This is a genomic window from Arthrobacter sp. KNU40 (assembly GCF_051515115.1).
Classification (GTDB): Bacteria; Actinomycetota; Actinomycetes; order Actinomycetales; family Micrococcaceae; genus Arthrobacter.
This window is the reverse complement of record NZ_CP195850.1, coordinates 3,292,589-3,318,351: the sequence shown is the minus strand read 5'-3', so window position 1 is coordinate 3,318,351 and position 25,763 is coordinate 3,292,589. Positions and strand designations below refer to the sequence as shown.

Genomic DNA, 25,763 nt, shown 5'->3' with positions numbered 1-25,763 from the left:
GTGCCACCCATTAGATTTAACGGCATGGCGGAATTCATTTATACGATGACCAAGGCTCGCAAGGCCGTTGGCGAAAAACTAATCCTGGACGATGTCAGCATGTCGTTCTTCCCTGGCGCGAAGATCGGCGTCGTTGGCCCGAACGGAGCCGGCAAATCCACGATCCTGAAGATCATGGCTGGTATCGACACCCCGTCGAACGGCGAAGCCCGCCTCAGCCCCGGCTACTCCGTGGGCATCCTCCTGCAGGAGCCGCCCCTGAACGAGGAAAAGACGGTCCTGGGCAACGTCCAGGAAGGCGTGGGCGAGATCTACTCGAAGATCCAGCGCTTTAACGCGATCTCCGAGGAAATGGCCAACCCGGACGCCGACTACGACACCCTGCTGGAGGAAATGGGCCACCTTCAGGAAGCCATAGACGCTGCGGATGCCTGGGACATCGATTCCCAGCTCGAGCAGGCCATGGACGCACTCCGCTGCCCGCCGGGCGACTCCGACGTGACGGTCCTGTCCGGTGGTGAGCGCCGCCGTGTAGCGCTCTGCAAGCTCCTGCTGCAGAAGCCCGACCTCCTGCTCCTTGACGAACCCACCAACCACCTGGACGCCGAAAGCGTCCTGTGGCTGGAGCAGCACCTCTCTTCCTACCCTGGTGCCGTCCTCGCCATCACTCACGACCGCTACTTCCTGGACCACGTCGCCGAGTGGATCTGTGAAGTGGACCGTGGGCGCCTTTACCCCTATGAAGGCAACTACTCCACGTACTTGGAGAAGAAGCGCGCCCGCCTCGAAATCCAGGGCAAGAAGGACGCCAAGCAGGCTAAGCGACTCACCGAGGAACTTGAATGGGTCCGCTCCAACGCCAAGGGCCGCCAGACCAAGTCGAAGGCTCGTTTGGCCCGGTACGAGGAAATGGCGGCCGAGGCTGACCGCACCAGGAAGCTCGACTTCGAGGAAATCCAGATTCCGCCGGGACCGCGTCTGGGTGGCCTGGTCCTGGAAGCCAAGAACCTGCAGAAGGGCTTCGAGGACCGGACCCTGATCGACGGGCTTTCGTTCACGCTGCCCCGTAACGGCATCGTCGGAGTCATCGGTCCTAACGGTGTCGGCAAGACCACGCTGTTCAAGACCATCGTCGGGCTGGAGCCGCTCGACGGCGGCGACCTCAAGATCGGCGACTCGGTCAAGATTTCTTACGCCGACCAGAGCCGTGGCGGCATCGACCCCAACAAGACCCTGTGGGAGGTCGTCTCAGACGGCCTGGACTTCATCCAGGTCGGCCATGTCGAAATGCCGTCCCGCGCCTACGTCGCCGCCTTCGGCTTCAAGGGACCGGACCAGCAGAAGAAGGCCGGGGTGCTCTCCGGTGGTGAGCGAAACCGCCTGAACCTGGCACTGACCCTCAAGCAGGGTGGAAACCTTCTCCTTCTTGACGAACCCACCAACGACCTCGACGTCGAAACCCTCAGCAGCCTTGAGAACGCCTTGCTTGAGTTCCCCGGCTGCGCCGTGGTGGTCTCGCACGACCGGTGGTTCCTCGACAGGGTTGCCACCCACATCCTCGCGTACGAAGGCGACGAGGAGAACCCGTCGAAGTGGTACTGGTTCGAGGGTAACTTCGAGTCCTACGAGGAGAACAAGGTGGAGCGCCTCGGTCCGGACGCTGCCAAGCCGCACCGTGTCACCCACCGCAAGCTGACCCGCGACTAAGCGAATTGCGCCACAGAAGGCCGGCACCCTGGACATTTCTCCCGGGGCGCCGGCCTTTTTTGCTTCGACGATCCTGGCGGCGTTGTGGCAGCGACGCGGGTAGCTACGACGGGATCCGTAGCATCCCCTCTTGCGCCACTGTGGCGACATGCTCGCCGTCGCGGCTGAAGATCTTGCCGGTGGCAAGTCCGCGGGCGCCTTGGGCGCTGGGGGACTCCTGCACGTAGAGCAGCCACTCGTCCACGCGCACGGGGCGATGCCACCACATGGCGTGGTCAAGGCTCGCGACGCTCATGCCGGGCGTCATCCAACTCAATCCGTTCTTGCGCAGCACTGATTCCAGGATGGTGTAGTCGCTTGCGTAGGCCAGGGCGGCCAGATGAAGGTTGGGATCGTCCGGCATTGGGCCAAAGGTCTTCATCCAGACGGCATTGCTGGCGACCCGGTCCATCGGTGCTTCCACATAGATTGCGGGGTCGACGTGGCGGACGTCGAAGGGGCGCTCGAATGACATGTGGCGGGCGAGAGGATGGTCGTACTTCTGCAGGAGGTCCGCGGTGCTCGGCAGGGTTTCGGGATCCGGGATACCGACCGGCATGGAGGACCGGTGTTCCACGCCCTCCGCTTCCGTCTGGAAGGAAGCGATCATCGACAGGATCGGTTTACCTTCCTGGTAGGCGTGCACCCGACGAGCGGAGAACGAGCGTCCGTCGCGAAGCCGTTCAACGCTGAAAGTAATGGGCTGGTTGGCGTCCCCGGGACGAAGAAAGTAGCCATGCATGGAATGGACGGTTCGGTCCTCTTCCACCGTTCGCATACCGGCGACGAGCGACTGGGCGAGCACCTGCCCGCCGAACACCCGGTGGCGCGGCTGCTTCTGGGAGGGCCCAAGGAAGATGTCCTCGGCTGTCCTCGCGCCGTCGAAGTCGGCCAGGGACAACAGTTCGATGAGGGTGGATGTGGGGTCCTCCAGGGCAACCTGGTGTTCCAGGCCGGCGTGCGCGTCAGTCATGGTTCGACTCTAGACGCCCCCCTGACCCCTCTCAACCGCGGACATGCCGGTAGAGTCAATGATGTGTCCGATGTACTGACCCAGTCCTTCCATTTCGTCGATCCCCGTGATCTGGCGGATCTCCGCACTTATGTCACGCGTGCCAAGAGCATCGACGATGGCGCCATCCGGCTGCAGGCCTCCGGACGCGTCCTGGCTGCATATGTGTGCGTCCTGAGGCCGCGCCTCCTGGGCGAGTCGACGCCGACCATTCTCGGCCTCCGGACCATCGCCCTCGCCGATGACGCGCATGCGGACATCACCGTGACCCTGTCTTCGATCCTGGACCGCTTGGCGCGTTCTGGTGCCGACGACGTCGAGCTTCCGATCCCGCCGTCGACGGTTTCCGAATCGTGGGCGGGAGTCGGGGCACCCCGCAGTGGCTGGGAGCCTCTGGGGTCAGTGCCCGACGCCGAACTCAGGTCAGTCGCGAATGCCGGAATTGCCGAGGTGGCCGGGATTGTTCCCGATCAGCCCGGCGCATTGATCGTCAACAACGCCAGGGCCGCGGTGTGGGGCCGGGAGATTCCGGGACTCGACGGCGTGCCCGCCGGCGCGGCGTTCGCGGCCCTTGCGCTCGGTTTCCTTGGCGACGGCGAACACCGGCTCTTCCGCAACGGCCGTTGGTTCCGGCTCAGCGGCAGCCGGGGCCACATCCTCGCACGATCCGGATCAGGCCTGGGCTTCCAAGCCCGCTGAACCCGAGCCAGGCCCGGCCCAATCCCGAGCCAGGCCCGGCCCAATCCCGGGCCAATCCCATGGCTACGCAGCCCGCTCGCCTAGAAGCTCAGGGCTGCTGGACCGACGGGCTGTTGACCATCGTGAGCGCTGCCCGCTCCATGTAGTCCCACAGGGTACCTTCGTGAAGCGGCGACAAATCGAGCGAATCCACTGCCGCGCGCATGTGGAAGAGCCAGCGGTCCTTGGCTTCGGGTGTCACCTGGAACGGCATGTGCCGCATCCGCAGCCTGGGGTGCCCTCGTTCCTCGCTGTAGGTGCCCGGGCCGCCCCAATACTGCTCGAGAAACATGAGGAACCGCCGCTTTGCCGGGGCGAGGTCTTGTTCCGGGTACATAGGCCTGAGCAAAGGATCTCCGGCGACGCCGTCGTAGAAGACGTCGATGAGTTTCACGAAGGTCTCGTGGCCACCGATGGCCTCATAGAAGCTGTCGGTGTAGGCAGGCTGGCTGAACGGATCGTTTTGCATCAACTGCCGCCGTTCGGCTGGCTGCGGCGTTGCTGATTCCGGCTGGCTGGCCATGTCACTCGCCTGCTTTCTGCTCTTGAATCTTGAGGGATTCCTTTGAAGATTGAGGCGCACCGGATGCCGCGGTTTCGGCAGGCGCAGTGCCCGGGGGTGCCGGCGGAACGTCCGGCGCGGCTGGTTCTTCCGGTACGTAGTCGCCTTGCGAGCGGTTGCCCACCCGCAGGATTTCTCCGTTGCGCAGATACCAGATGGCGCCGTCTTCAGCCTTGAGGCGGGTGATCCGGAGGCCTACCGATTCAACGGTGCCAATCACTTCGGTGGTCACAATCACATCGCCGATCCCGAACTGGTCCTCGATGGTGATGAAGATGCCGGACAGGAAATCGCGGATGAGCTGCTGGGCGCCGAAGCCGATGGCCACACCCAGAATACCGACGCTCGTGAGCAGCGGTGCGATATCCACATTCAGGTATTTGAGGACGTAGATGATGACGATGACCACCACCACCACGCTCAGCACGCTTGTCAGCAGCGAGCCGATGGTGTGGGCGCGTTGGGCGCGCCGTTCATGGTCGAGTGCCCGGAAGGCCGGCTGGACCCACCTGAAATGCGGTTTCTTGAAGAAGCTGCTGCCCTCTGCCACTCGGCGGGTAATGCGCAGAATGATGAACCGGGCCACAACCCAGACCACCAGCCCAATGCCCAGCGTCACGAAGATGGACGCGTAATCGATCTTGGCTGCATCGGCCACGATGTTGTCGGTCGACGAGGCGACGTTCATATGCGGGAATGCTCCTCACGGGATCCAATTGTTCGCCGGGCCCTTGATTGCCGGGCGCTGAACACTTTGTCCACGGTCAACCCTATCGCCGTAGCGTGGCCGGATCCGCATCGTGATTCTTGGCGGAACAGCTTTCTTGTCATCTGGCTAGACCGTGGCCGCCATCGTGCTCGGCTCATGCTGAACGGGAAAATTGACGCTCCGGGCGATGAAGCACACCTGGTTGGCCTCATGGTGCAACTCGTCCACGAGGGAAATATGCGCAGGGTCGGCAACCGTGACCTGCGGCTTCAAAGTGACGTTCTCGAACTGGCCGCTGCCATCGCGATTGAGTCTCATCAAGCCCTCGGCGTGGTCCACGTAATCGGTGACCACCACCCCGTGCTTGACCGCGACATGCAGGAAAGACAGCATGTGGCACTGGGAGAGGGCGGTGAGGAGCAGTTGTTCGGGGTTGTACCGGCTCCGGTCGCCATGGAAGGTGGGGTCCGAGGATCCTTTCAGGACGGGCAGGCCGGGGATCTCGACGTCGTGGTCCCTCGTGTAGCCGCGGTAGGTGGAAGTCCCGGTGCCCAGATTTCCGGTCCAGCGCACGGTCAGGGAGTAGCGGTGTTCGTCCAGGCTCATGCGGAAAGTCTAGCGGCGGTGCTTTCGCGGGCGGGACACTGAACGGCCCCGGTTCCATTGAAGCGGAACCGGGGCCGGACGGTGATTTATCCGACGGCTTTAGATGTCTGCCGCGCGGGCTTTCAGGGCCCGGGCAACGCCGTCGCGGTTTTCCAGCATCATCCGCCGCAGGGCGTTGCTGTCCGCTGGCAGCTCAGCGAGGAACTTGTCCGTGCGGTCAACCGTGGCCTGCGTGGTCAGTTGCGAGGGGTAGAGCCCGACGACGATTTGCTGGGCCAGCGCAAAGGTGCGGTTGGCGACAATGCCAGGTACGGCCTCAAAGTACTCCTCGGCGTACGGCTCCAACAGGGAGGTGTCCGGAACCCGCATGAAGCCCGTGACGGCGGAGCTTTGAATGGCGTTGGAGAGCTCGCCCGTGACCACGATCTTCTTCCAGGCGGCGGCCTTGGCCTCGGGAGTGGGAAGGGCCGCCGTCGCCAAGGCGGCGGCGTTCTGGCCACTGGCCGTGTTGTCGCGCCCAAGTTCGGCGTCGATCCGGTCCTGGTCTTCGCGCCCGCCCACCACCAGCGCGGTGAGGAGTTCCCAGCGCAAATCCTGGTCAACCGTCAGGCCATCCAGGACGGTGCTGCCGTCCAGGACCGCCTGGACTGTGTCCAGTTGGGAGCTGCTCGCGGCAAGCAGCGCGAAGGACTTCACGAATTGGAGCTGGGCGTCCGATCCGGCGGCCGCGGTACTCGAGAGCTCCCACAGTGTGTCAGCGGCGGCCTCCGTGGCCGCATCCTTGTGCTCCGCTGCGACGTAGTACGTCAGGGTGGTGGCCAGCTGGCGGAGCTGGGTCAGGATCACAGAGGAATCGGTCTCGGATGCGATGTTCGCCAGGATCAGCTCGACGTAGCCGCGGGCCGGGGTTTCGCCGTCGCGGGCTGCATCCCAGGCCGAGCCCCATACGAGGGTGCGCGGCAGGCTGCCGGCGAAGTCCTTCAGGTGGGCCTTCGCAGTGGCCAAGGACGCGGGGTCGAGGCGGACCTTGGCGTATGCGAGGTCGTCGTCATTGAGCAGGACCAGGTCCGGACGCGCCATTCCGGCAAGGGCGGGAATATGGGTCCGGGGTCCGTCGACATCGAGCTCCTCCCTGTGGGTCCGCTCAAGTTTGCCTTCGGCGGAGAGGTCATAGAACCCGACGGCGAGGCGGTGCGGCCGCAGCGTGGGCTGCTCGTCGATAGCCGTCTGCACGATCGCAAAGGACGTGATGGTGCCGTCCGCGTCGACCTCGAGCTCGGGGGAGAGGGTGTTGACGCCGGCGGTCTCGAGCCAGAGCTTGCCCCACTGGTCCAAGTCGCGGCCGCTGGCAGCTTCGAGTTCTTTCATGAGGTCCACCAGTTCGGTGTTCTGCCAGGCGTGCTTTTGGAAGTATTCGCGGACGCCGGCCATGAAATGTTCCGGACCCACCCAGGCAACCAACTGCCTGAGCACGGAAGCTCCCTTGGCATAGGTGATGCCATCGAAGTTGACCTCGACGTCCTGGAGATCGTTGATCTCGGCGAAAATCGGGTGCGTCGTGGGCAACTGGTCCTGCCGGTACGCCCAGGATTTCTCCACCGAGGCAAAGGTGGTCCAGGCCCGGTCGAATTCGGTGTTTTCGACGGCGGCCAGGTGTGACATGTACTCGGCGAAGGATTCGTTGAGCCACAGGTCGTTCCACCAGCGCATCGTGACGAGGTCCCCGAACCACATGTGGGCAAGTTCATGCAGCACGGTGATGGCGCGGCGCTCGATCTGGGCGTCGGTGACCTTGCCGCGGAAGACGTAGCCCTCAAGGATGGTCACCGCGCCGGCGTTTTCCATGGCGCCGGCATTGAACTCGGGAACGAACAACTGATCGTACTTCTCGAAGGGATAAGGGAAGCCGAACTGGGCCTCGAAGAACTCAAAACCCTGGCGGGTCAGTTCGAAGATGTTGTCGGCGTCCAGGTACTGCATGAGGGACTTGCGGGCGAACACCCCGAGCGGGATGACTCGGCCATCCGAGCTGGTGACCTTGCTGCGTACCGATTGGTACGGTCCGGCGATCAAGGCGGTGACGTACGAAGAGATGCGTGGAGTGGGGGCGAATTGCCAGATGGCGCGCGCGCCGCCGTCGTCACCGGGAGTGGTTTCCACCGGTACCGGAGTGGGTGAGTTGGAGATCAGGTCCCAGTGCGAGGGCGCAGTGACTGTGAACGTGAACGCGGCCTTCAGGTCCGGCTGCTCGAACACAGCGAACATGCGGCGGGAATCGGGCACCTCGAACTGCGTGTACAGGTAGGCCTCGCTGTCCACGGGGTCCACGAAACGGTGCAGGCCCTCACCAGTGTTCATGTAGGGGGCATCGGCGACTACCCTGAGTTCGTTCTCCGCGGCGAGCCCGGGCAACTGGATGCGCACGCCGTCGGACACCACAGCCGGATCGAGTTCGGTGCCGTTCAACGTCACGCTGTGCACGGTCTCCGTGATCGCGTCGATAAAGCTCGAGGAGCCCTCGACGGCGGAGAACTTCACCACCGTGGTGGAGCCGAAGACCGTGGCGCCCTTCGTCAAGTCGAGGGTGACGTCGTACGAGGTCACGGTGAGCAATTCTGCGCGCTGTCCGGCTTCGGCGCGCGTCAGGTTCAGGCCTGGCAAGGGTTGCCTCCAAGAATGGTTTCGAGAAGCCGGTTGGTTTCAGCCAGCGCCGGCGCTGTGAAGTCATTCTTTCACTTGATTCCGGCATGGCAAGGAAGCTCGATCACAGTGTCGCCGGCGCGGGGTAGCGTTGGAATATGGGAAAGATGCGCGACTCGTTGGACCTCCGGGCACTCCGCTTTGCGGTGGCATTTCCATTGCTGCTGGCCGGCGCGTTTGCTGTGTGCGCACTCATGTTGCGCAACAACCTTCCCGATCCTGTCGCCATCGCGTGGAACGCCGACGGCGGCATCAGCTTCGCGCCGTTCCTCGCCTACGTTTTCGGCGGAGGAGGATTCCTGGTCGTCGCGGGTTGGCTGGTGTTCATCCAGGCTGTTCCCCTTGCCCGGCCCGTGATCATGCGCCGGGTCATGATGGGCATGGGCCTGATGGTGACCCTCTTCATCACCTCCGTGCTGGCCGCGGGGCTCGTGGGGCAAACGGGCCTCGCCGACGCCCGCAGCTCGCACGTTGATGCCACGGTCCTCGCGCTGGGCGCGGGTGCGGCTCTGCCCCTTGGCGTGGTCATGATGATGGCTTTCAAGCCCGACCCGCATTGGACGCCCGAAGACGATGCCGCCCTCGAAGCCGAAAGGATCCGGACGGAAGACCCGGGCCTGGCGGAGGATTCCATGTTGCTGTGGGTCCACGCACGGAGTTCGGTGTTCGTGATGATCTGCGTGGCCACCTTGTTCCCCGCGATGTTGATCGCGATCGCGCTCCCTTGGTTGGGCGCATTGTTGGCGGCGGTCGCCGTCATCGGAGCGTGTTTCCTCTTCGTCCGCGTCCGGGCGGACCGGGGTGGAGTCCAGGTCTTTGTGGCGGGCATCCTGAGGGTCCTCACAGTGCCCGCTGTCGATATCGCAGGCGCGGCCGCGCAGGAAGTCAGGGCCGCCGACTTTGGCGGCTGGGGACTCCGGCGCCACGGAGGAGCCACGGCCATGCTCGTAAGCAGCGGTCCCGCCGTCGTCGTCCGCCAGGTCAGCGGCCGCAGGGTGGCGTTCAGCGCAGGGACATCGGCCACGGCGGACCGGCTCGCAGGAATCCTTAACCGCGTCGCGGCGCGCGCCCAGCGCGGCGAGCAGCCTCCGGCTCCCTGAGCGCCGGAACGCGCCCGGCCTGTTGGCTTCGTCTTAAGAGGTGAGCCGGGGCCCGATCCTAGTAACCTAGGAACCGCATCCCTCACCGCCGCGCCCGGCTTTGCCGCGTTCGCGCGCCAGACTGAATGGACTTCCTGTGACCACACCCCGCGTCCACATTGCCACGGACCACGCCGGCATGGAGCTCAGCGCCCACCTGGTAAGCCACCTGACGGCCAAAGGCTACGACGTCGTAGACCACGGCCCCAAGGTGTACGACGCCCTCGACGACTACCCCTCGTTCTGCATCAACGCGGCCGCTGCGGTAGTCGCCGACCAAGAGGCCGGCGTTCACGCATTGGGCATCGTCCTGGGCGGATCCGGCAACGGTGAACAGATTGCCGCGAACAAGGTCAGGGGTGTCCGCGCCGCACTCGCCTGGAACCTCTCTACGGCGAAACTGGCCCGCGAGCACAACGACGCCAACGTGGTTGCCGTAGGCGGCCGCCAGCACACCGTCGAGGAAGCCACCGAGCTGATCGAGGCCTTCCTGGAAGAACCGTTCAGCAACGACGAACGCCACGTGCGCCGCATCGGAAAAATCGCCACCTATGAGAACACCGGCGAAATCGTTGCATAGTGCCTGAAGGGCATTCCATCCATCGCCTGGCACGCCAGTTCCAGGATGTTTTCGCCGGCCACGTGCTGGAGGTCTCCAGCCCCCAAGGCCGTTTCACCGCGGGCGCAGCGCTTTTGGACCGCCATGAACTGCTCGAAGCGACCGCGCACGGCAAACAACTTTTCCTCCGTTTTGACCATGGGGTGCTCCTGCACGTCCATCTGGGTCTCTACGGTGCGTGGAGTTTCGGTGGCGATGAGTCCTTCGCGGGTGCCTCGAGCATCGGGGCGCCGCGGCGGATCGGCGAACGCGAGACCTTCCCACAAGACGGCAGCGCAGGGAGCCCCGGAAGCAGCTACGCGGGTCCGCCCGAGCCCGTGGGTGCCGTGCGCGTGCGCCTTGTTTCAGCGAACGGCTGGGCGGACCTGAGGGGCGCTACCACCTGCGCGGCGATCACCGAGGCGGAGGCCGCGGCCGTCCTGGCGCGCCTGGGTCCCGATCCCCTCCACAACCGCCCCGGCGACCGCGAGGAGTTCATCCGCCGCTTGCTGCGGCGCAAGACCGCCGTCGGGCTCCTCCTCATGGACCAGTCGGTCGTGGCCGGGATCGGCAACATCTATCGCGCGGAGGTGCTGTTCCGCCAGCGCGTCGGTCCGTGGACTCCTGGCAGCTCGCTGAACGTCGAAACCGCCGGACGATTGTGGGATGACACCGTGGCGGCGATGTCCGACGGCGTCCGCGACGGGCGGATTGTTACGACCCCATCGGCTTTGTGGAGCGGCGGGAACGCCGGACCGCTCGACGGCGAGGCGCACTTTGTCTACAAGCGGCAAGGACAGCCGTGCCGGCGATGCGGCGACGTAGTGGGGATGGCCGAGATCGGTGCGCGCAAGCTCTATTGGTGCCCCGGCTGCCAGAACTAGAGTCCGGCGCCAGCAGGTGAAAACCGGTGAAAACACGAAGGGCCCCTCGATGAGGGGCCCTTCGTTCCATGGAGGGGACGACGGGAATCGAACCCGCGTAATCAGTTTGGAAGACTGAGGCTTTACCATTAAGCTACGTCCCCGGGCAAGACTGCATGGATCTCTATGAACCTTTCAGAGTGTTCCGCGCATCTTTCCGGCGGCTGTTGAAGCCGGATATAACTAAACCTAATTCAGGGGCCAAGTGTCAAATGTGCATTCTCCGCCGAGATGCCCGTAGACTGTCCTGTGCATTCACGGGGTGTAGCTCAGCTTGGCTAGAGCGCCTGCTTTGGGAGCAGGAAGTCGCAGGTTCAAATCCTGTCACCCCGACTCTGTGTGCCTGTTCCGATCCGGAACGCGGCAGAACCCCATCCCACAAAACCAGGAGTACTTAGACTGTGAAGAGCGCTGTCGAGAACCTCACCGCCACGCGGGTCAAGCTCAACGTTGAGGTTCCCTTTGAGGAACTGAAGCCGAGCATCGATGCCGCTTACAAGACCGTTGCTTCGCAGATCCAGGTTCCCGGGTTCCGCAAGGGCAAGGTTCCCTCCAAGCTGGTTGACCAGCGCGTTGGCCGCGGCTACGTCCTGGAGACCGCCATCAACGATGGCCTCAACGGCTGGTACCAGGCTGCCGTCCAGGAAGCCGGCCTCCGCCCGCTGAGCCGTCCCGAGGTTGAGATCACCGAAGTTCCGGACCCGTCCTCGACCGACGGCGAACTGAAGTTCCAGGTTGAGATCGACGTCCGTCCCGAGGTTGAGCTCCCCGACTACGCCGGCATCAAGGTAGAGGTTGCTGCAGCCGATTCCTCAGACGCCGACGTCGACAAGGCCCTGGACGAGCTCCGCGGCCGCTTCGGCACGCTGAAGTCCATTGACCGCCCGGCCGCCGATGGTGACTTCCTGACCATCGACATCACCGCCACGATCGACGGGGCTGAAATCGACTCCGCCACCGGCCTGTCCTACCAGGTTGGCGCAGGCACCATGCTTGAGGGCCTCGACGAGGCCGTCACCGGCCTTTCTGCCGAAGAAGAAGCAATCTTCGACACCACGCTGGTTGGCGGCGAGCACGCCGGCGAAGCAGCCCAGGTCAAGGTAGTTGTCAAGACCGTCAAGGAGCGCGAGCTTCCTGAGGCCAACGACGACTTCGCCCAGTTGGCGTCCGAGTTCGACACCCTCGCCGAACTTCGTGAAGACCTTGCCAAGCAGGCCGCTGAGTCCAAGGTCGTCGGCCAGGGCGTCGAAGCGCGCGACAAGGTCCTGGACAAGCTCGTTGAGCTCATCGAGGTTCCGGTTCCGGACTCGGTGGTCGAAGAGCAGCTCGAAGCACACTTCAACGCCGAGAACGCCCACGGTGAAGGCGAGCACGACACCGAGGAACACCGCGCGGAGGTCAAGGCCAACACCGCCCGCGCCTTCCAGAACGAGATCATCCTTGACGCCATCGCCGACAAGGAAGAAGTGAGCGTCAGCCAGAACGAGCTGATCGACTACATCGTCAGCACGGCAAGCCAGTACGGCATGGACCCGAACCAGTTCGCCCAGATCATCGATCAGAGCGGCCAGGTTCCCATGATGGTTTCCGAGGTCCGTCGCCGTAAGGCCCTCGCAGTTGTCCTCGGCCAGGCCGAGGTTGTCGACTCCGAAGGCAACAAGGTGGACCTCAGCGACTTCGTGCGCCCCGCCGGCGAAGAGCTCCCTGCAGGGGAAGGCGCTGTCGAGGAAGCCGAAGAAGCAGCTGTTGTTCCGAGCGACGACCCCGCTGCAGTGAAGTTCTAGTTTCACCTCCCGCCGCCCCCGGATCTTAGATCCGGGGGCGGCTTGGTTTAAGCCCCTGGAGCGTGGAAAGTGCCCCCTTCCGCAATCGTGCGCCGTCAGCGAACAGCGCGATTTGGGAGAACAAATCGCCGTGGAAAACGGTTAGTGTCCAAGTAGTGAAGATCAGGGATGGCAAGTTCAGCAATGGCCCTGTCACCAGCGAGAGGTAAGTACTTATGTCACAGCACGCAGAGGCCCCCAGGATGGCAACCGTCGATCCAGCGGCCCAGGACAACTACATCTACAACCGCCTGCTGAAAGAGCGCATCATCTGGCTCGGATCCGAAGTCCGTGACGAAAACGCCAACGCGATCTGCTCCCAGCTCCTCCTCCTCTCGGCTGAAGACCCGGAGAAGGACATCTACCTGTACATCAACTCTCCTGGCGGCTCCGTGACCGCCGGCATGGCCATTTACGACACCATGCAGTTCATCCCGAACGACGTCGTGACGGTTGCCACCGGGCTCGCGGCCTCCATGGGCCAGTTCCTCCTCTCCTCGGGCACCAAGGGCAAGCGCTACGCCACGCCTAACGCCCGCATCCTGATGCACCAGCCTTCCGGCGGCATCGGTGGCACGGCGTCGGACATCAAGATCCAGGCGGAGCTGATCCTTCACATGAAGAAGGTCATGGCCGAGCTGACTGCCGAACAGACCGGACAGACCGTGGAGACCATCCTCAAGGACAACGACCGCGACAAGTGGTTCACCGCCCCCGAAGCGCTCGAGTACGGCTTCTTCGACAAGATCTCCGCCCACGCAGGCTCTGTGGCCGGTGGCGGCGGCACGGCAAACTCGTCGTCGAATTCCGAGAAGTAACCGGCAGCAAGAAACATTCAGATCAGGAGCAATAAAAATGAACTACAACTTTGGATGGTCTGCCGGTAATCTCCCGTCCAGCCGCTACGTCCTCCCGCAATTCGAGGAGCGCACGCCTTACGGCTTCAAGCGCCAGGACCCGTACACGAAGCTCTTCGAGGACCGCATCATCTTCCTCGGTGTGCAGGTTGACGACGCTTCCGCCGACGACATCATGGCCCAGCTGCTGGTGCTCGAGTCCACGGACCCGGACCGCGACATCACGTTGTACATCAACTCCCCGGGCGGCTCGTTCACGGCCATGACGGCGATCTACGACACGATGACGTACATCCGTCCGGAGATCCAGACCGTTTGCCTGGGCCAGGCGGCCAGCGCCGCGGCCGTGCTGCTCGCGGCGGGTACGGCGGGCAAGCGCCTCGCCCTGCCCAACGCCCGGGTCCTGATCCACCAGCCGTCGCTGTCCGGCGGCCAAGGGGGCCAGGCCTCCGACCTCGAGATCCAGGCCGCAGAAGTCATGCGCATGCGCTCATGGCTTGAGGACACGCTGGCCAAGCACTCCGGGCGGACGCCGGAACAGGTCAACAACGATATCGAGCGCGACAAGATCCTTACCGCCGCCGAGGCAATGAACTACGGATTGATCGACCAGGTGCTCGATTCCCGCAAGATCAAGCCCCAGGCGATCGCCAGGTAACTGGCCAAAACTCGACGCCGGTGCGGTTCAGGAAATATGGACCGCATCGGCGTTCTGTTTCAACCCAAGCAGCCCATTGTGTCCTACAGTGGAAGTTGTCATGGTGGCGCCCCCGCTGCGATCGGCGCGAAATCGCGGATAGGTACGGGGCTGCACCACCCGCATGAAACGAAGGGAATCCCACATGGCTCGGATTGGCGAGAGCACGGATCTGCTGAAGTGTTCTTTCTGCGGAAAGAGCCAGAAGCAGGTTCGGAAGCTGATTGCCGGGCCCGGCGTGTACATCTGCGACGAGTGCATCGAACTCTGCAACGAGATCATCGAAGAGGAACTCGCAGAAGTATCGGATCTTGGCAGCTTCGAGTTGCCCAAGCCGCGGGAAATCTTCGACTTCCTCCAGGAATACGTCATTGGCCAGGAGCCCGCGAAACGCTCCCTCGCCGTCGCGGTCTACAACCACTACAAGCGCATCCAGGCCGGCCACGCGCCGAAGACCGGCCTCGGTGAGGGCGGACACCATGAAGACGTGGAGATCGCCAAGTCCAACATCCTGTTGATCGGCCCCACTGGCTGCGGCAAGACCTACCTGGCACAGACCCTGGCCCGTCGCCTGAACGTACCCTTCGCCGTCGCCGACGCCACGGCCCTGACAGAGGCCGGATACGTCGGCGAAGACGTCGAAAACATCCTGCTCAAGCTCATCCAGGCCGCAGACTACGACGTCAAGAAGGCCGAACAGGGCATCATCTACATCGACGAGATCGACAAGATTTCACGCAAGAGCGAGAACCCGTCCATCACGCGCGACGTGTCCGGCGAAGGCGTGCAGCAGGCGCTCCTGAAGATCCTCGAAGGCACCGTGGCCTCGGTTCCGCCGCAGGGCGGACGTAAACACCCGCACCAGGAATTCATCCAGATCGATACCACCAACGTGCTGTTCATTGTGGCCGGTGCCTTCGCCGGGCTCGATGACATCATCGGATCGCGGTCCGGCCGGAAGGGCATCGGCTTCGGGGCCCCGCTCAACGAGGTCAAGGACAACGCGGACAGCTACGGCGAGGTGATGCCGGAGGATTTGCTCAAGTTCGGGCTCATTCCCGAATTCATCGGACGCCTTCCTGTGATCACCACCGTGTCCAACCTTGACCGCTCCGCGCTCATCCAGATCCTTTCCAAGCCCAAGAACGCCCTGATCAAGCAGTACCAGAAGATGTTCCAGCTGGACGGCGTGGAGCTTTTGTTCGACGACGACGCCCTTGACTCGATTGCCGACCAAGCCCTTGAACGTGGCACGGGAGCCCGCGGCCTGCGTGCCATCATGGAGGAAGTGCTGCTGCCGGTCATGTTCGACCTGCCCAGCAGGGACGACATCGCCAGCGTAGTCATCACTGCCGACGCCGTGAACAAGAAGGGCCAGCCCACCATGATCGCGCACGAGGTCATTGCGAAGCGTCGGAATAAGTCCGCCTAGCCCGAGGTTGGAATCATTGGTGCCGGACACCGTTTCGTCCGGCGAGCCGCGCCCCCTTACGCCTATCGAAGGAGTTCCCTGTGCCCGAGCAGACCGCCAACAAGGTTGATTTCTGGTTCGATCCCATGTGCCCATTTGCCTGGGTGACATCCCGCTGGATCGGTGAAGTGGAAGACGTTCGGGGGATCGAGACCAACTGGAACGTCATGAGTCTCTCTGTCCTCAACGAAGGCCGCGAGCTGCCTGCCGAATACACCGAGAAGATGAAGCTGGGCTGGGGACCTGTCCGCGTCATCATTGCCGCCCGCGAGCTGCACGGAGACGAGTACATCAAGCCGCTGTACGACGCGATGGGTTCCCTCATCCATCACGAAGGCATCAAGGATTTCGCCGAGGTCATCTCCAAGGCACTCGCTGAAACCGGCCTGCCGGCCGAGTTGGCCCGCTTCGCCGATTCCGAGGAATACGACGTCCAGTTGCGTGCCAGCCACGAATCGGGGATCTCCCTGGTGGGCCAGGACGTCGGCACCCCCGTGGTCGCCGTCAACGGCACGGCCTTCTTCGGCCCTGTCCTGACCCGCATCCCCCGTGGCGAGGAAGCCGGCCGGATCTGGGACGCGACCGTCACCTTGGCCGGTTACCCGCACTTCTTCGAGCTCAAGCGCAGCCGCTCGGAAAGCCCGGAATTCAACTAGCCTGAATTCAACCGGCCGGAATCCAACGAGCCCGGGCCGCGGCGGTCGTTTGAGCCGCAGGCGCGGCTATTTCAGGAAACGCGACGTTCTACGGTCCGCCAGGATCTTTCCGTTTGTCTGGCAGCCAGGGCAATACTGCAACGCAGTGTCGGCAAAGGACACCTCGCGGATGGTGGTCCCGCACACGGGGCAAGGCTGACCCGCCCTGCCGTGGACGCGCATCGTGTTCCGCTTCGTGTCTTTAAGTTCACTTGAGGCTTTCCCGACGGCGGCGGCCACAGCCGCACCCAGGACGCATTCGATGGACTCATAGAGGACATGGGTGGTTTGCTTGTCCAGCGACTTGGCGATCGCGAACGGTGAAATCCTGGCTGCGTGAAGGATCTCGTCACTGTAGGCGTTCCCGATTCCTGCGATGACACTTTGGCTCCGAAGGAGTCCCTTGATCTGATGCGCGCTTGTGGAAAGGATTCCGGCCAGGGTTTCTTCGGTGAACGCAGGGCTCAGGGGGTCCGGACCGAGTGTCGCGATCCCGGGAACATCCACGGGGTTGCGCACCACGTACACAGCCAGGCTCTTTTTGGTTCCGGCCTCCGTGAGGTCCACTCCGACGTGGGTTGAGCCGTCGCTCTTGGTGAAGCCGAGCCTCGCGGCAATGTTGCTCCCGCCCATCCGTAGCTGGGTCTGCGATGGCTGCTCCGTGTAGCGGAGCCATCCGGCCTTGGCGAGGTGGAAGATGAAATGGATGCCCTCGGCGTCGAGACTGACGAACTTTCCGAAGCGTTCCACCCTGACGATTTTGCGACCCTCGAGGGCCGAGTAAGGGGGATCGGCTGTCTTCAGTACGGCAAAAGAGGTGATCTGGATCTTCGTCAATTCGGCACCGAGAAGATTCCTGCCCAGGAAGGCAGTCAGCCCGGCCACTTCGGGAAGTTCTGGCATAGCAACACTGTGCCACAAAGCACCCAGCCCCAGAACCCCGGGGGCCCACCACGGGGCGCCCGAATTACATGCCAGTAGTTCCTGAAGGGGGCTTGTGCTGGCTGGGGAGCGGGTCAAGAATAGAACTTACCCACTTCGAAAGAAGAGGGACACGGAAACCAGAGATTCAGTGATATGCATCTGACGCAGCCTTCGGCAAAGTTGGATGCAAGCTACCAGTGACGAGGTAGGAAGACCTGAAAGTCCGAGGATTCCGCCAGACTGCCAAGACGTCACCGGGCAGCCGAAAAGTCGAAGCCCCACCAACGGCTAAACGCTGATGGGGCTTCCCCTTTGCCCGGAAACTCCCCGGCTCTCTTACCCGGAACTACGCTTGAGCGGGCTCCTCGGCAGGTGCCAGGACCACGTCGCTCACCGTGAGTTCGCCGTCGCCGGATACCAGTGAGATCTCCTGCGCGTTGGCCGCGGCCTTCAGGTCTCCCAGTCCGGCTTCCAGCTGTGCAACGAACGATTCGGTAGCGGTGATGGTGGCCGAGAGGACTTCGGTACGCTGCTTGACCTTGGCTTCGGACTTGGCTTTGCGGATGCCGCTCAGCGCGATGCCGACGGTGCCCAGCATGGTGGTGTCGCCGTCGACGATTTCCACGGCTGCCGGCCACGCCGCGCGGTGGACTGAACCCGTGCGCCACCAGCTCCAGACCTCTTCGGTGGCGAAGGGCAGGAACGGCGCGAACAGGCGCAACAGCGAATCCAGCGTGGTGGCAAGGGCAGCAAGGACGGATGCCTGCTCAGTCTCGCCGGCAGCACCGTAGGCGCGGTCCTTGATGAGCTCCACGTAGTCGTCCGTGAACTGCCAGAAGAACGATTCGGTGATCTGCAGGGCGCGGGCGTAGTCGTAGTTGTCGAACGCCTTGGTGGACTGGGCCACGACGTCGGCAAGCTGCGCGAGCAAAGCGCGGTCCAAGGGGTTGGTCAGGGGTCCCCACGCGGGGGTTTTTTCCGCGTGGGGGAGACCAACCCCGGGGTTGGTCAGGACGGACAGGTCCGCGCCGACAACCGAGTTCTCCGTAGCGCCCAGGTTCAAGACGAACTTCGAAGCGTTGAGCAGCTTGATGGCCAGGCGGCGGCCGATCTTCATCTGGGCGATCTCATAGGCGGTGTCAGCACCGAGCTTGGCCGAGGCGGCCCAGTAACGGACGGCGTCGGAGCCGAATTCGTTCAGGACGTCGGTGGGAACAACCACGTTGCCCTTGGACTTGGACATCTTCTTGCGGTCCGGGTCCAGGATCCAGCCCGAGATGGCGGCGTGCTTCCACGGCGCGCTGTTCTGTAGGGCATCTGCCCGGACAGCCGAGGAGAAGAGCCACGTGCGGATGATGTCGTGGCCCTGCGGGCGGAGGTCGAAGGGGTAGACCTTGCCGAACAGATCCTCGTCACGGCTCCAGCCGCCCACGATCTGCGGGGTCAGCGACGACGTGGCCCAGGTATCCAGGACATCCGCGTCACCGATGAAGCCGTTGGGCTGCTCGCGCTGGGACTCGTCGAAGCCGGGGGCCGCGTCCGCCGCAGGGTCCACGGGCAGGGACTCGTCGGACGGCAGGATGGGGTTTTCGTAGTCCGGGTTGCCCTGGCCGTCGAGCGGGTACCAGACGGGGATCGGCACGCCGAAGAAGCGCTGGCGCGAAACGAGCCAGTCGCCGTTCAGCCCGGAGATCCAGTTCTCGTAGCGGGAGCGCATGAAGGACGGGTGGAACTCGATCTCGTGTCCGCGCGCGATCAGCCGTTCGCGGCGGTCCTCGTCCCGCCCGCCATTGCGGATGTACCACTGGCGCGACGTGACAACTTCGAGGGGCTTGTCCCCCTTCTCGAAGAAGTTCACGGGGTGCGTGATCTTCTTGGGCTCGCCGTCCAGCAGCTCGGCGGCAACGAGAAGCTCAACCACCGTCTCCTTGGCAGAGAACGCGGTCTTGCCGGCGATTGCCGCGTAGGCTTCCTTGCCGGCGTCGGTGGTGATCCACTCAGGTGTCTCGGCGATGATGCGGCCGTCGCGGCCCATGATGGCACGGGTGGGCAACTGCAGCTCGCGCCACCAAGTCACGTCAGTGAGGTCGCCGAAGGTACAGACCATGGCGATGCCGGAGCCCTTGTCCGCCTTGGCGAGCGGGTGGGCTTTGACCTCGAGCTCGACGTCGAACAGGGGCGACCTGACGGTCTTGCCGAACAGCGGCTGGTAGCGCTCGTCGTCGGGGTTTGCCACCAATGCTGCGCACGCGGCGAGCAGTTCCGGACGCGTTGTTTCGATGTAGATCTTCTCGCCGTCGGCGGTGAAGAAGGGGTAGCGGTAGTACGCGCCGGCAACTTCGCGGTCCTCCAGCTCGGCCTGCGCGACGGCAGTGCGGAACGTCACGTCCCACAGGGTGGGGGCCTCGGCCATGTAGGCGTCCCCGGCGTTCAGGTTGGCGAGGAAGGCGCGCTGGGACACCGCACGGGAGGTGTCGTCGATCGTTCGGTACGTCAGGTCCCAGTCAACGGACAGGCCAAGGGTCTGGAACAGGTTCTCGAAGACCTTCTCGTCCTCGACGGCGAGTTCTTCGCAGAGTTCGATGAAGTTCTGGCGCGAGACGACGTCGAAGTCGCGCTGGTTCTTCGCCGGCTGTGCCGGCGGGCGGTAGTCGGCGTTGTAGGGGATGGCGGGATCGCAGCGGACGCCGTAGTAGTTCTGGACGCGGCGCTCGGTGGGCAGCCCGTTGTCGTCCCAACCCATCGGGTAGAAGACGTTCTTGCCGGTCATGCGCATGTAGCGGGCCTGGACATCCGTGTGCGTGAACGAGAACATGTGGCCCACGTGGAGCGAACCGGATGCGGTAGGCGGGGGAGTGTCGATCGAGTAGACCTGCTCCCGGGTGGTGTCCGGGTTGAACTTGTAGGTTCCTTCGTCCAGCCAGCGCTGCGTCAGCGCATCCTCAAGGCCTTCAAGGGCCGGCTTGTCGGGAACGTTGATGGGGGCGGTGGCGGGCGTGTCTGTACCCTGCGTTGATTCAGCCATGGGCCAATTGTTTCATGGCGCCCTTTGTTCCGTGGCACGCGGACGTGCAGTAGCATGCGGGCCATGACCGAACTCAAGGATGTTTTGGCTATCAAGCGCATCTATGACGAAGCAGCCGACGACGACGGCTACCGGGTTCTGGTGGACCGGCTCTGGCCGCGAGGGGTATCCAAAGAACGCGCGCGGCTGGATCTCTGGCTCAAGGAGATCGCGCCCTCGCCGCCGCTGCGCACGGAGTTTGCCCATATGCAGGAGCGATTCGAGGACTTCCGCCGCTCTTACGAGGCCGAACTGGAGCAGAATCCTGCGGTGGAGCAGATGCTGGAGCTGGCCGCCGGGAAGAAGCGTGTGACGCTGCTCTACGGCGCCAGGGATCCTGAAGTAAACCATGCCCGCGTGCTGCTGGAGTTCCTGCTGGGAGCCGGGGTGGCGGACAAATGACGACGCCGCAGCATCCGCGCTTTGCGCGGGCCTACGCCCGGGCCGTTCCGGCCATAAACCTCCGCGGCGGAACTGAACACCGGCGCAGCTTGCTGGCCGGCCTGCGGGGCCACATCATCGAGGTCGGCGCCGGCGAGGGCTCGTCGTTCGGCCTGTACCCGGCCTCCGTCGAAAGCGTCCTCGCGGTTGAACCTGATGACCATCTCAGGGAGCTTGCTGGAGCCAAGGCACAGGCTGCTCCGGTGCCGGTCACGGTTGTTTCCGGAACCGCCGAAAACATTCCAGCAGCCGACGGCGGGGCGGACGCCGTCGTGGTCAGTCTTGTCCTCTGCAGCGTCGCCGACCAGGCGGCGGCGTTGGCGGAAATCCGCCGCGTGCTGCGTCCCGGCGGAACCCTGGCCTTCTACGAGCACGTGCGCTCGGACAAGCGGTTTCTCGCAGCAGTCGAAGATCTGCTCACTCCGGCCTGGCAGCACATAGCTGGAGGCTGCCATCCCAACCGCAACACGCTCCAGGCGATCGGCGCCGCAGGCTTCCAGGTGGTGCACAACGAGCGGTTCGGCTTCTCTGCCGGCCCGCTGTCCCCGCCGATCGCCCACATCCTTGGCCGTGCCATTTCTCCAGCTGAACCGCGTTAGGGTGGTGCCATGACTGAGGAAGCACAGACGAAGACTGCAGTAGTGACGGGTGCCAGCACGGGAATCGGCGAAGCCACAGTGCGGGCCCTCACCGCCGATGGATGGAAAGTATTCGCCGTCGCCCGCCGTGCGGAGCGGCTCGAAGCACTCGGCGCCGAAAGCGGCGCAGTGCCGTTCGCAGCGGATATCACCAACGATGACGACGTCGCGGCCTTGCTCTCCGCCGTCACCGAGGCAGGGGGAGCGGACACGCTCATCAACATTGCCGGCGGCGCACGGGGCGCGGACACCCTTGCCAATGCGCAGACCGAAGACTGGGACTGGATGTACCAAGTCAACGTTCTCGGCACCCTGAAGCTGACCCGGGCCTTCCTCCCCATGCTGCGGGCCAACGGCGAGGGTACAGTTTTGAACCTCACGTCGACTGCGGGATTCACGGCCTATGAGGGCGGCGGCGGGTACAACGCGGCCAAGTTCGCCCAGCACGCCATGACCGGCGCCCTGCGCCTCGAGGAAGCCGAGAACAACATCCGCGTCATTGAGGTGGCGCCGGGCCTCGTCCACACTGAGGAATTCGCGCTCAACCGCCTCGGCGACGCAACTGCGGCAGCCAAGGTGTACGCCGGCGTCGAGAAGCCGCTCACGCCCGAGGACGTCGCCGACGTCGTCAAGTACGCGGTCTCAGTGCCGCACCACATCAACCTGGACGAGATCATCGTCCGCCCGGTGGCGCAGGCCGCTACCCACAAGTTGATCCGCAAGGGCTAAGTTTCCGGCGGCGCGCGCCCCATGCCCTCAAGTGGAGCTCGCGGCGCCGCTGCCGCTAGACTTGTGGCACAAGCTTTGACCCGGATATCACCGGTGAGCTTCCGGAAGAACGCCCCCGCCACCATGGGGGTCAGTAGAACCGGACGGGTAAGCCCGTCACAGCAGCAATGAGCGGCCGACGCCGGAACAGCTCCTCTTCGCAAGGGGCAGTGCCAGCGGCGGTAAGTGAGGTGGTACCGCGGTACCGGCGCTGTTGGAAACAACGCAGCTGGCGCCGTCCTCGCATCCTGAATGAAACTTTGTGTTCACCGGCTCAACCCAGGATGAAGAGATGACGTATTACCCCAAGGCCTCCGCGGCACTTTCAGGCACGGCTCCGTCCGGCACTTCCACAGGGGTGTCCCCCTCCGTGAAGTTCCCTGAGATCGAAGAGCGCATCCTCAAATACTGGGATGAAGACGGCACCTTCCAAGCCAGCATCGACCAGCGCGACGCTGATCTGCCCGGTGGGCACCCCGGCAGCAACGAGTTCGTCTTCTACGACGGTCCTCCCTTCGCCAACGGACTGCCCCACTACGGCCACCTCCTGACCGGCTATGCCAAGGACCTCGTAGGCCGCTACCAGACCCAGCGCGGCAAGCGCGTCGAACGGCGCTTCGGCTGGGATACCCACGGCCTGCCCGCCGAACTCGAAGCCATGAAGCAACTGGGCATGACGGACAAGACCCAGATCGAAGCGATGGGCATCGACAAGTTCAACGACGCCTGCCGTGCCTCGGTCATGAAGTACGCGGACGAATGGAAGAGCTACGTCACGCGCCAGGCACGCTGGGTGGACTTCGACAACGACTACAAGACCCTCAACGTCGAGTACATGGAGTCTGTTCTTTGGGCCTTCAAGCAGCTCCACGAGAAGGGCCTCACCTACAACGGGTACCGCGTCCTGCCGTACTGCTGGAAGGACGAGACGCCGCTGTCCAACCATGAGCTGCGCATGGATGACGATGTCTACAAGAACCGCCAGGACCAGACCGTCACGGTGACCTTCCCCATCAAAGCGGGGGAGTCGGAACTCTCGAAGGCCCTTGAAGGTGTGCAGGCGCTCGCCTGGACCACGACCCCCTGGACGCTGCCCACCAACCTGGCGCTCGCCGTCGGGCCTGATATCTCCTATGCGGTGGTTCCGGCCGGTCCCAACGGCATCAAGGCAGCCTCCGCGGTGGCTCCGGTAACGGGCAGCTTCCTGCTGGCCGCCGATCTGCTCGGCACCTACGCGAAGGATCTTGGGTACGGTGATGGTGCCGATGGCGCAGCTGCCGCCACCGCCGCCGTCACGGCCAGTTTCACCGGCACCGAATTGGCCGGCCTGGAGTACGAGCCCCTGTGGGACTACTTCTCCGACACCGAGAAATACGGCACGCAGAACGGCTGGCGTTTCCTCGTCGCGGACTATGTCACCACCACCGACGGTACGGGCATCGTCCACCAGGCTCCGGCCTACGGTGAAGACGACCAGAAAGTCTGCGAGGACGCGGGTATCCCCGTGGTCCTTTCGGTCGACGAAGGCGCCAAGTTCCTCCACCTGTTCGCGCACGGACCCCTCGCTGAAATCTCAGGGCTGCAGGTGTTCGATGCCAACAAGCCGATCACGCAGGCACTGCGTTCCGGCGGTCGTTTGGTACGCCAGGCGAGCTACGAACACAGCTACCCGCACTGCTGGCGCTGCCGCAACCCCTTGATCTACCGTGCCGTGTCCTCTTGGTATGTGGAGGTCACCAAGTTCAAGGACCGGATGTCCGAACTGAACCAGGAGATCAACTGGATCCCGGGCAACGTGAAGGACGGACAGTTCGGCAAGTGGCTGGCCAACGCCCGCGACTGGTCCATCAGCCGTAACCGCTACTGGGGCTCACCCATCCCGGTGTGGCAGTCCGATGACCCCGAGTACCCGCGCACGGACGTTTACGGCTCCCTCGCCGAAATGCAGGCCGATTTCGGCCGCCTTCCGGTGAACAACGACGGCCAGGTTGACCTGCACCGCCCGTTCATCGATGAACTCACCCGGCCCAACCCGGACGACCCACGCTCCCCTGAAGAGGGCCAGTCCACCATGCGCCGAGTCGAGGACGTCCTGGACGTCTGGTTCGACTCGGGCTCCATGCCCTACGGCCAGGTGCACTATCCGTTCCAGAACGAGGAATGGTTCGACACCCACAACCCTGCCGACTTCATCGTCGAGTATATCGGGCAGACCCGCGGCTGGTTCTACATGCTGCACATCCTGTCCACGGCCCTCTTCGACCGGCCCGCCTTCCGCAATGTGATCAGCCATGGCATCGTCCTGGGCTCCGACGGGCAGAAGATGTCCAAGAGCCTGCGCAACTATCCGGATGTCTCCGAGGTCCTGGACCGCGACGGCTCCGACGCCATGCGCTGGTTCCTGATGTCCAGTCCGATCCTGCGCGGCGGCAACCTCGTGGTCACCGAACAGGGAATCCGCGACGGCGTCCGCCAAGTCATCCTGCCGCTGTGGAACGTCTACAGCTTCTTCACGCTGTACACGAACGCTTCCCACACAGTGGATGGGACAGCCGCCGGCTATGACGCCAAGCTGCGCTATGACGGCTACACGGACACCCTGGACCAGTACTTGCTGGCAAACACCGGCGACCTGGTCCGCAACATCACCGCCAGCTTGGACGAGTACGACATTTCCGGAGCCTGCGATGAACTACGCAGCTACCTGGACATGCTCACCAACTGGTACGTGCGCCGCAGCCGGCAGCGGTTCTTCGACGAGAACACCGACGCCTTCGACGCCCTTTACACGGCGCTCGAAGCGGTCTGCCGAGTCTCGGCGTCGCTGCTTCCCCTCGTTTCCGAGGAGATCTGGCGCGGCCTGACCGGCGGGCGCTCGGTGCACCTGGCCGACTGGCCGGAGGCCTCGCTGTTCCCGGCAAATCCGGCACTCGTCGAGGCGATGGACCGGGTCCAGCAGATCTGCTCCACGGGTTCCAGCCTTCGCAAGGCCGCCAACCTTCGCGTCCGCCTGCCGCTGCAGGAGCTCACGGTAGTGGCACCCGGCGCGGATGCGCTGGAAGGCTTCGCCGCCGTCGTCGCGGATGAATTGAACCTGCGGTCCGTCCGACTCCTCGACGCCGCCACGGCGTCGCCGGAGGAATTCGGCATCGAGCAGAAACTCGTGGTCAACGCCCGCGCGGCAGGTCCACGACTGGGCAAGAACGTCCAGCAGGCCATCAAGGGTTCCAAGTCCGGCGACTGGTCGGTTTCCGACGCAGGAGTGGTCACGGCTGGCGGCCTCGAGCTTGAACCGCAGGAGTACACCCTCGAGACCGTCGTCGCTGAATCGGCTGACGGTTCGTCCGCGGCCGTCGCTGTCCTTCCGGGCGGTGGCTTTGTTGTCCTGAACACCGAAGTCACTCCGGAACTGGCCGCCGAAGGCCTGGCGCGCGACATGGTCCGCGCCATCCAGCAGGCCCGCAAGGACGCCGGACTCAACGTGAGCGACCGCATCCACACCACGGTCCTGGCTGTCCCCGACGTTGTTGACGCCTTGCGCGCCAATGAAGAGCTGGTCAAGACCGAAACCCTGTCCCTCAAGCTCGACCCCGTCGTTTCCGGCGACGCGGCCGAGCCGCAGATCACCGTTACCAAGATCGAGGCCTAGTAC

General features: G+C 63.9%; 21 protein-coding genes and 2 tRNA genes. 15 read left to right on the top strand and 8 right to left on the bottom strand.

Annotated elements, in window-relative coordinates; translation table 11 throughout:
- Window positions 1–24: 24 nt before the first annotated feature.
- Window positions 25–1,707, top strand: a complete 1,683-nt coding sequence (gene ettA, locus ACSKT0_RS15260) for an energy-dependent translational throttle protein EttA (protein ID WP_344787633.1) — start codon at window positions 25–27, stop codon at window positions 1,705–1,707.
- Window positions 1,708–1,810: 103 nt separating this feature from the next.
- Here ettA and ACSKT0_RS15255 read toward each other — a convergent pair whose 3' ends face one another.
- A complete protein-coding gene (locus ACSKT0_RS15255; RefSeq protein ID WP_437770557.1) occupies window positions 1,811–2,719 on the bottom strand; it encodes an acyl-CoA thioesterase in 909 nt (302 codons plus the stop codon).
- 63 nt (window positions 2,720–2,782) lie between these two features.
- On the opposite strand from ACSKT0_RS15255, the gene ACSKT0_RS15250 reads away from it, so the two are divergent.
- Window positions 2,783–3,457 carry a hypothetical protein gene (locus ACSKT0_RS15250; protein ID WP_437770556.1) on the top strand — a complete coding sequence of 225 codons (675 nt, stop codon included), beginning with the start codon at window positions 2,783–2,785 and terminating at the stop codon, window positions 3,455–3,457.
- A gap of 88 nt (window positions 3,458–3,545) precedes the next feature.
- Here ACSKT0_RS15250 and ACSKT0_RS15245 read toward each other — a convergent pair whose 3' ends face one another.
- The 4 genes from ACSKT0_RS15245 to pepN all read right to left on the bottom strand — a co-directional run bounded on the left by ACSKT0_RS15245 (window position 3,546) and on the right by pepN (window position 8,034).
- On the bottom strand, window positions 3,546–4,019 hold the full coding sequence (locus ACSKT0_RS15245; protein WP_437770555.1) for a globin: 474 nt from the start codon (window positions 4,017–4,019) through the stop codon (window positions 3,546–3,548).
- 1 nt (window position 4,020) lies between these two features.
- Complete coding sequence (locus ACSKT0_RS15240; RefSeq protein ID WP_437770554.1) at window positions 4,021–4,746, bottom strand: mechanosensitive ion channel family protein; 726 nt, start codon at window positions 4,744–4,746, stop codon at window positions 4,021–4,023.
- A gap of 147 nt (window positions 4,747–4,893) precedes the next feature.
- On the bottom strand, window positions 4,894–5,373 hold the full coding sequence (locus ACSKT0_RS15235; protein ID WP_437770553.1) for an OsmC family protein: 480 nt from the start codon (window positions 5,371–5,373) through the stop codon (window positions 4,894–4,896).
- 99 nt (window positions 5,374–5,472) lie between these two features.
- Window positions 5,473–8,034, bottom strand: coding sequence for an aminopeptidase N (gene pepN / locus ACSKT0_RS15230; protein WP_437770552.1), 2,562 nt, complete (start codon window positions 8,032–8,034; stop codon window positions 5,473–5,475).
- Window positions 8,035–8,171: 137 nt separating this feature from the next.
- On the opposite strand from pepN, the gene ACSKT0_RS15225 reads away from it, so the two are divergent.
- From ACSKT0_RS15225 to ACSKT0_RS15215, 3 genes are all read left to right on the top strand, one after another.
- Window positions 8,172–9,173 carry a hypothetical protein gene (locus ACSKT0_RS15225; protein WP_437770551.1) on the top strand — a complete coding sequence of 334 codons (1,002 nt, stop codon included), beginning with the start codon at window positions 8,172–8,174 and terminating at the stop codon, window positions 9,171–9,173.
- A gap of 178 nt (window positions 9,174–9,351) precedes the next feature.
- Window positions 9,352–9,792 carry a ribose-5-phosphate isomerase gene (locus tag ACSKT0_RS15220; protein WP_437774041.1) on the top strand — a complete coding sequence of 147 codons (441 nt, stop codon included), beginning with the start codon at window positions 9,352–9,354 and terminating at the stop codon, window positions 9,790–9,792.
- Entirely contained in the window at window positions 9,792–10,694 is a 903-nt protein-coding gene (locus ACSKT0_RS15215) for an Fpg/Nei family DNA glycosylase (RefSeq protein WP_437770550.1), read from the top strand. Before ACSKT0_RS15220 ends, ACSKT0_RS15215 begins: the two co-directional genes overlap by 1 nt.
- 69 nt (window positions 10,695–10,763) lie before the next feature.
- Here ACSKT0_RS15215 and ACSKT0_RS15210 read toward each other — a convergent pair.
- Window positions 10,764–10,837 (bottom strand) — tRNA-Gly (locus ACSKT0_RS15210).
- Between the two features lie 154 nt (window positions 10,838–10,991).
- On the opposite strand from ACSKT0_RS15210, the gene ACSKT0_RS15205 reads away from it, so the two are divergent.
- The 6 genes from ACSKT0_RS15205 to ACSKT0_RS15180 all read left to right on the top strand — a co-directional run bounded on the left by ACSKT0_RS15205 (window position 10,992) and on the right by ACSKT0_RS15180 (window position 16,237).
- Window positions 10,992–11,066 (top strand) — tRNA-Pro (locus ACSKT0_RS15205).
- A 68-nt stretch (window positions 11,067–11,134) separates the two neighbouring features.
- On the top strand, window positions 11,135–12,517 hold the full coding sequence (gene tig / locus ACSKT0_RS15200; RefSeq protein ID WP_437770549.1) for a trigger factor: 1,383 nt from the start codon (window positions 11,135–11,137) through the stop codon (window positions 12,515–12,517).
- Window positions 12,518–12,759: 242 nt separating this feature from the next.
- A complete protein-coding gene (locus ACSKT0_RS15195) occupies window positions 12,760–13,374 on the top strand; it encodes an ATP-dependent Clp protease proteolytic subunit (RefSeq protein WP_345450506.1) in 615 nt (204 codons plus the stop codon).
- Window positions 13,375–13,411: 37 nt separating this feature from the next.
- The gene (locus ACSKT0_RS15190; RefSeq protein WP_234749864.1) at window positions 13,412–14,071 is read left to right on the top strand and encodes an ATP-dependent Clp protease proteolytic subunit; all 660 of its coding nucleotides are present in this window, start codon (window positions 13,412–13,414) and stop codon (window positions 14,069–14,071) included.
- Between the two features lie 184 nt (window positions 14,072–14,255).
- Complete coding sequence (gene clpX, locus ACSKT0_RS15185) at window positions 14,256–15,542, top strand: ATP-dependent Clp protease ATP-binding subunit ClpX (RefSeq protein WP_437770548.1); 1,287 nt, start codon at window positions 14,256–14,258, stop codon at window positions 15,540–15,542.
- Window positions 15,543–15,667: 125 nt separating this feature from the next.
- Entirely contained in the window at window positions 15,668–16,237 is a 570-nt protein-coding gene (locus ACSKT0_RS15180) for a mycothiol-dependent nitroreductase Rv2466c family protein (RefSeq protein ID WP_437774040.1), read from the top strand.
- Between the two features lie 66 nt (window positions 16,238–16,303).
- Here the strand turns inward: ACSKT0_RS15180 and ACSKT0_RS15175 are convergent, their stop codons facing one another.
- The gene (locus tag ACSKT0_RS15175; RefSeq protein ID WP_437770547.1) at window positions 16,304–17,179 is read right to left on the bottom strand and encodes a DNA-formamidopyrimidine glycosylase family protein; all 876 of its coding nucleotides are present in this window, start codon (window positions 17,177–17,179) and stop codon (window positions 16,304–16,306) included.
- Between the two features lie 367 nt (window positions 17,180–17,546).
- Window positions 17,547–20,225 (bottom strand): valine--tRNA ligase, encoded by a 2,679-nt coding sequence (gene valS / locus ACSKT0_RS15170; RefSeq protein WP_437770546.1) that lies wholly within the window; start codon window positions 20,223–20,225, stop codon window positions 17,547–17,549.
- A 63-nt stretch (window positions 20,226–20,288) separates the two neighbouring features.
- On the opposite strand from valS, the gene ACSKT0_RS15165 reads away from it, so the two are divergent.
- From ACSKT0_RS15165 to ileS, 4 genes are all read left to right on the top strand, one after another.
- Complete coding sequence (locus tag ACSKT0_RS15165; protein WP_437770545.1) at window positions 20,289–20,666, top strand: DUF488 domain-containing protein; 378 nt, start codon at window positions 20,289–20,291, stop codon at window positions 20,664–20,666.
- A complete protein-coding gene (locus ACSKT0_RS15160) occupies window positions 20,663–21,304 on the top strand; it encodes a class I SAM-dependent methyltransferase (RefSeq protein WP_437770544.1) in 642 nt (213 codons plus the stop codon). Before ACSKT0_RS15165 ends, ACSKT0_RS15160 begins: the two co-directional genes overlap by 4 nt.
- Before the next feature lie 9 nt (window positions 21,305–21,313).
- Complete coding sequence (locus ACSKT0_RS15155) at window positions 21,314–22,072, top strand: SDR family oxidoreductase (RefSeq protein WP_437770543.1); 759 nt, start codon at window positions 21,314–21,316, stop codon at window positions 22,070–22,072.
- A gap of 331 nt (window positions 22,073–22,403) precedes the next feature.
- Window positions 22,404–25,760 carry an isoleucine--tRNA ligase gene (ileS, locus tag ACSKT0_RS15150; protein ID WP_437770542.1) on the top strand — a complete coding sequence of 1,119 codons (3,357 nt, stop codon included), beginning with the start codon at window positions 22,404–22,406 and terminating at the stop codon, window positions 25,758–25,760.
- Window positions 25,761–25,763: the final 3 nt, after the last annotated feature.

Bases quoted from the DNA above. Each gene is read 5' to 3' on its own strand.
- clpX (WP_437770548.1), top strand. From the start codon at position 14,256: ATGGCTCGGATTGGCGAGAGCACGGATCTGCTGAAGTGTTCTTTCTGC.
- ettA (WP_344787633.1), top strand. From the start codon at position 25: ATGGCGGAATTCATTTATACGATGACCAAGGCTCGCAAGGCCGTTGGC.
- ileS (WP_437770542.1), top strand. From the start codon at position 22,404: ATGACGTATTACCCCAAGGCCTCCGCGGCACTTTCAGGCACGGCTCCG.
- ACSKT0_RS15255 (WP_437770557.1), bottom strand. From the start codon at position 2,719: ATGACTGACGCGCACGCCGGCCTGGAACACCAGGTTGCCCTGGAGGAC.
- ACSKT0_RS15240 (WP_437770554.1), bottom strand. From the start codon at position 4,746: ATGAACGTCGCCTCGTCGACCGACAACATCGTGGCCGATGCAGCCAAG.
- ACSKT0_RS15155 (WP_437770543.1), top strand. From the start codon at position 21,314: ATGACTGAGGAAGCACAGACGAAGACTGCAGTAGTGACGGGTGCCAGC.
- ACSKT0_RS15165 (WP_437770545.1), top strand. From the start codon at position 20,289: ATGACCGAACTCAAGGATGTTTTGGCTATCAAGCGCATCTATGACGAA.
- ACSKT0_RS15220 (WP_437774041.1), top strand. From the start codon at position 9,352: ATGGAGCTCAGCGCCCACCTGGTAAGCCACCTGACGGCCAAAGGCTAC.
- ACSKT0_RS15235 (WP_437770553.1), bottom strand. From the start codon at position 5,373: ATGAGCCTGGACGAACACCGCTACTCCCTGACCGTGCGCTGGACCGGA.
- ACSKT0_RS15245 (WP_437770555.1), bottom strand. From the start codon at position 4,019: ATGGCCAGCCAGCCGGAATCAGCAACGCCGCAGCCAGCCGAACGGCGG.
- ACSKT0_RS15180 (WP_437774040.1), top strand. From the start codon at position 15,668: ATGTGCCCATTTGCCTGGGTGACATCCCGCTGGATCGGTGAAGTGGAA.
- valS (WP_437770546.1), bottom strand. From the start codon at position 20,225: ATGGCTGAATCAACGCAGGGTACAGACACGCCCGCCACCGCCCCCATC.
- ACSKT0_RS15190 (WP_234749864.1), top strand. From the start codon at position 13,412: ATGAACTACAACTTTGGATGGTCTGCCGGTAATCTCCCGTCCAGCCGC.
- ACSKT0_RS15175 (WP_437770547.1), bottom strand. From the start codon at position 17,179: ATGCCAGAACTTCCCGAAGTGGCCGGGCTGACTGCCTTCCTGGGCAGG.
- ACSKT0_RS15160 (WP_437770544.1), top strand. From the start codon at position 20,663: ATGACGACGCCGCAGCATCCGCGCTTTGCGCGGGCCTACGCCCGGGCC.
- ACSKT0_RS15195 (WP_345450506.1), top strand. From the start codon at position 12,760: ATGGCAACCGTCGATCCAGCGGCCCAGGACAACTACATCTACAACCGC.
- ACSKT0_RS15225 (WP_437770551.1), top strand. From the start codon at position 8,172: ATGGGAAAGATGCGCGACTCGTTGGACCTCCGGGCACTCCGCTTTGCG.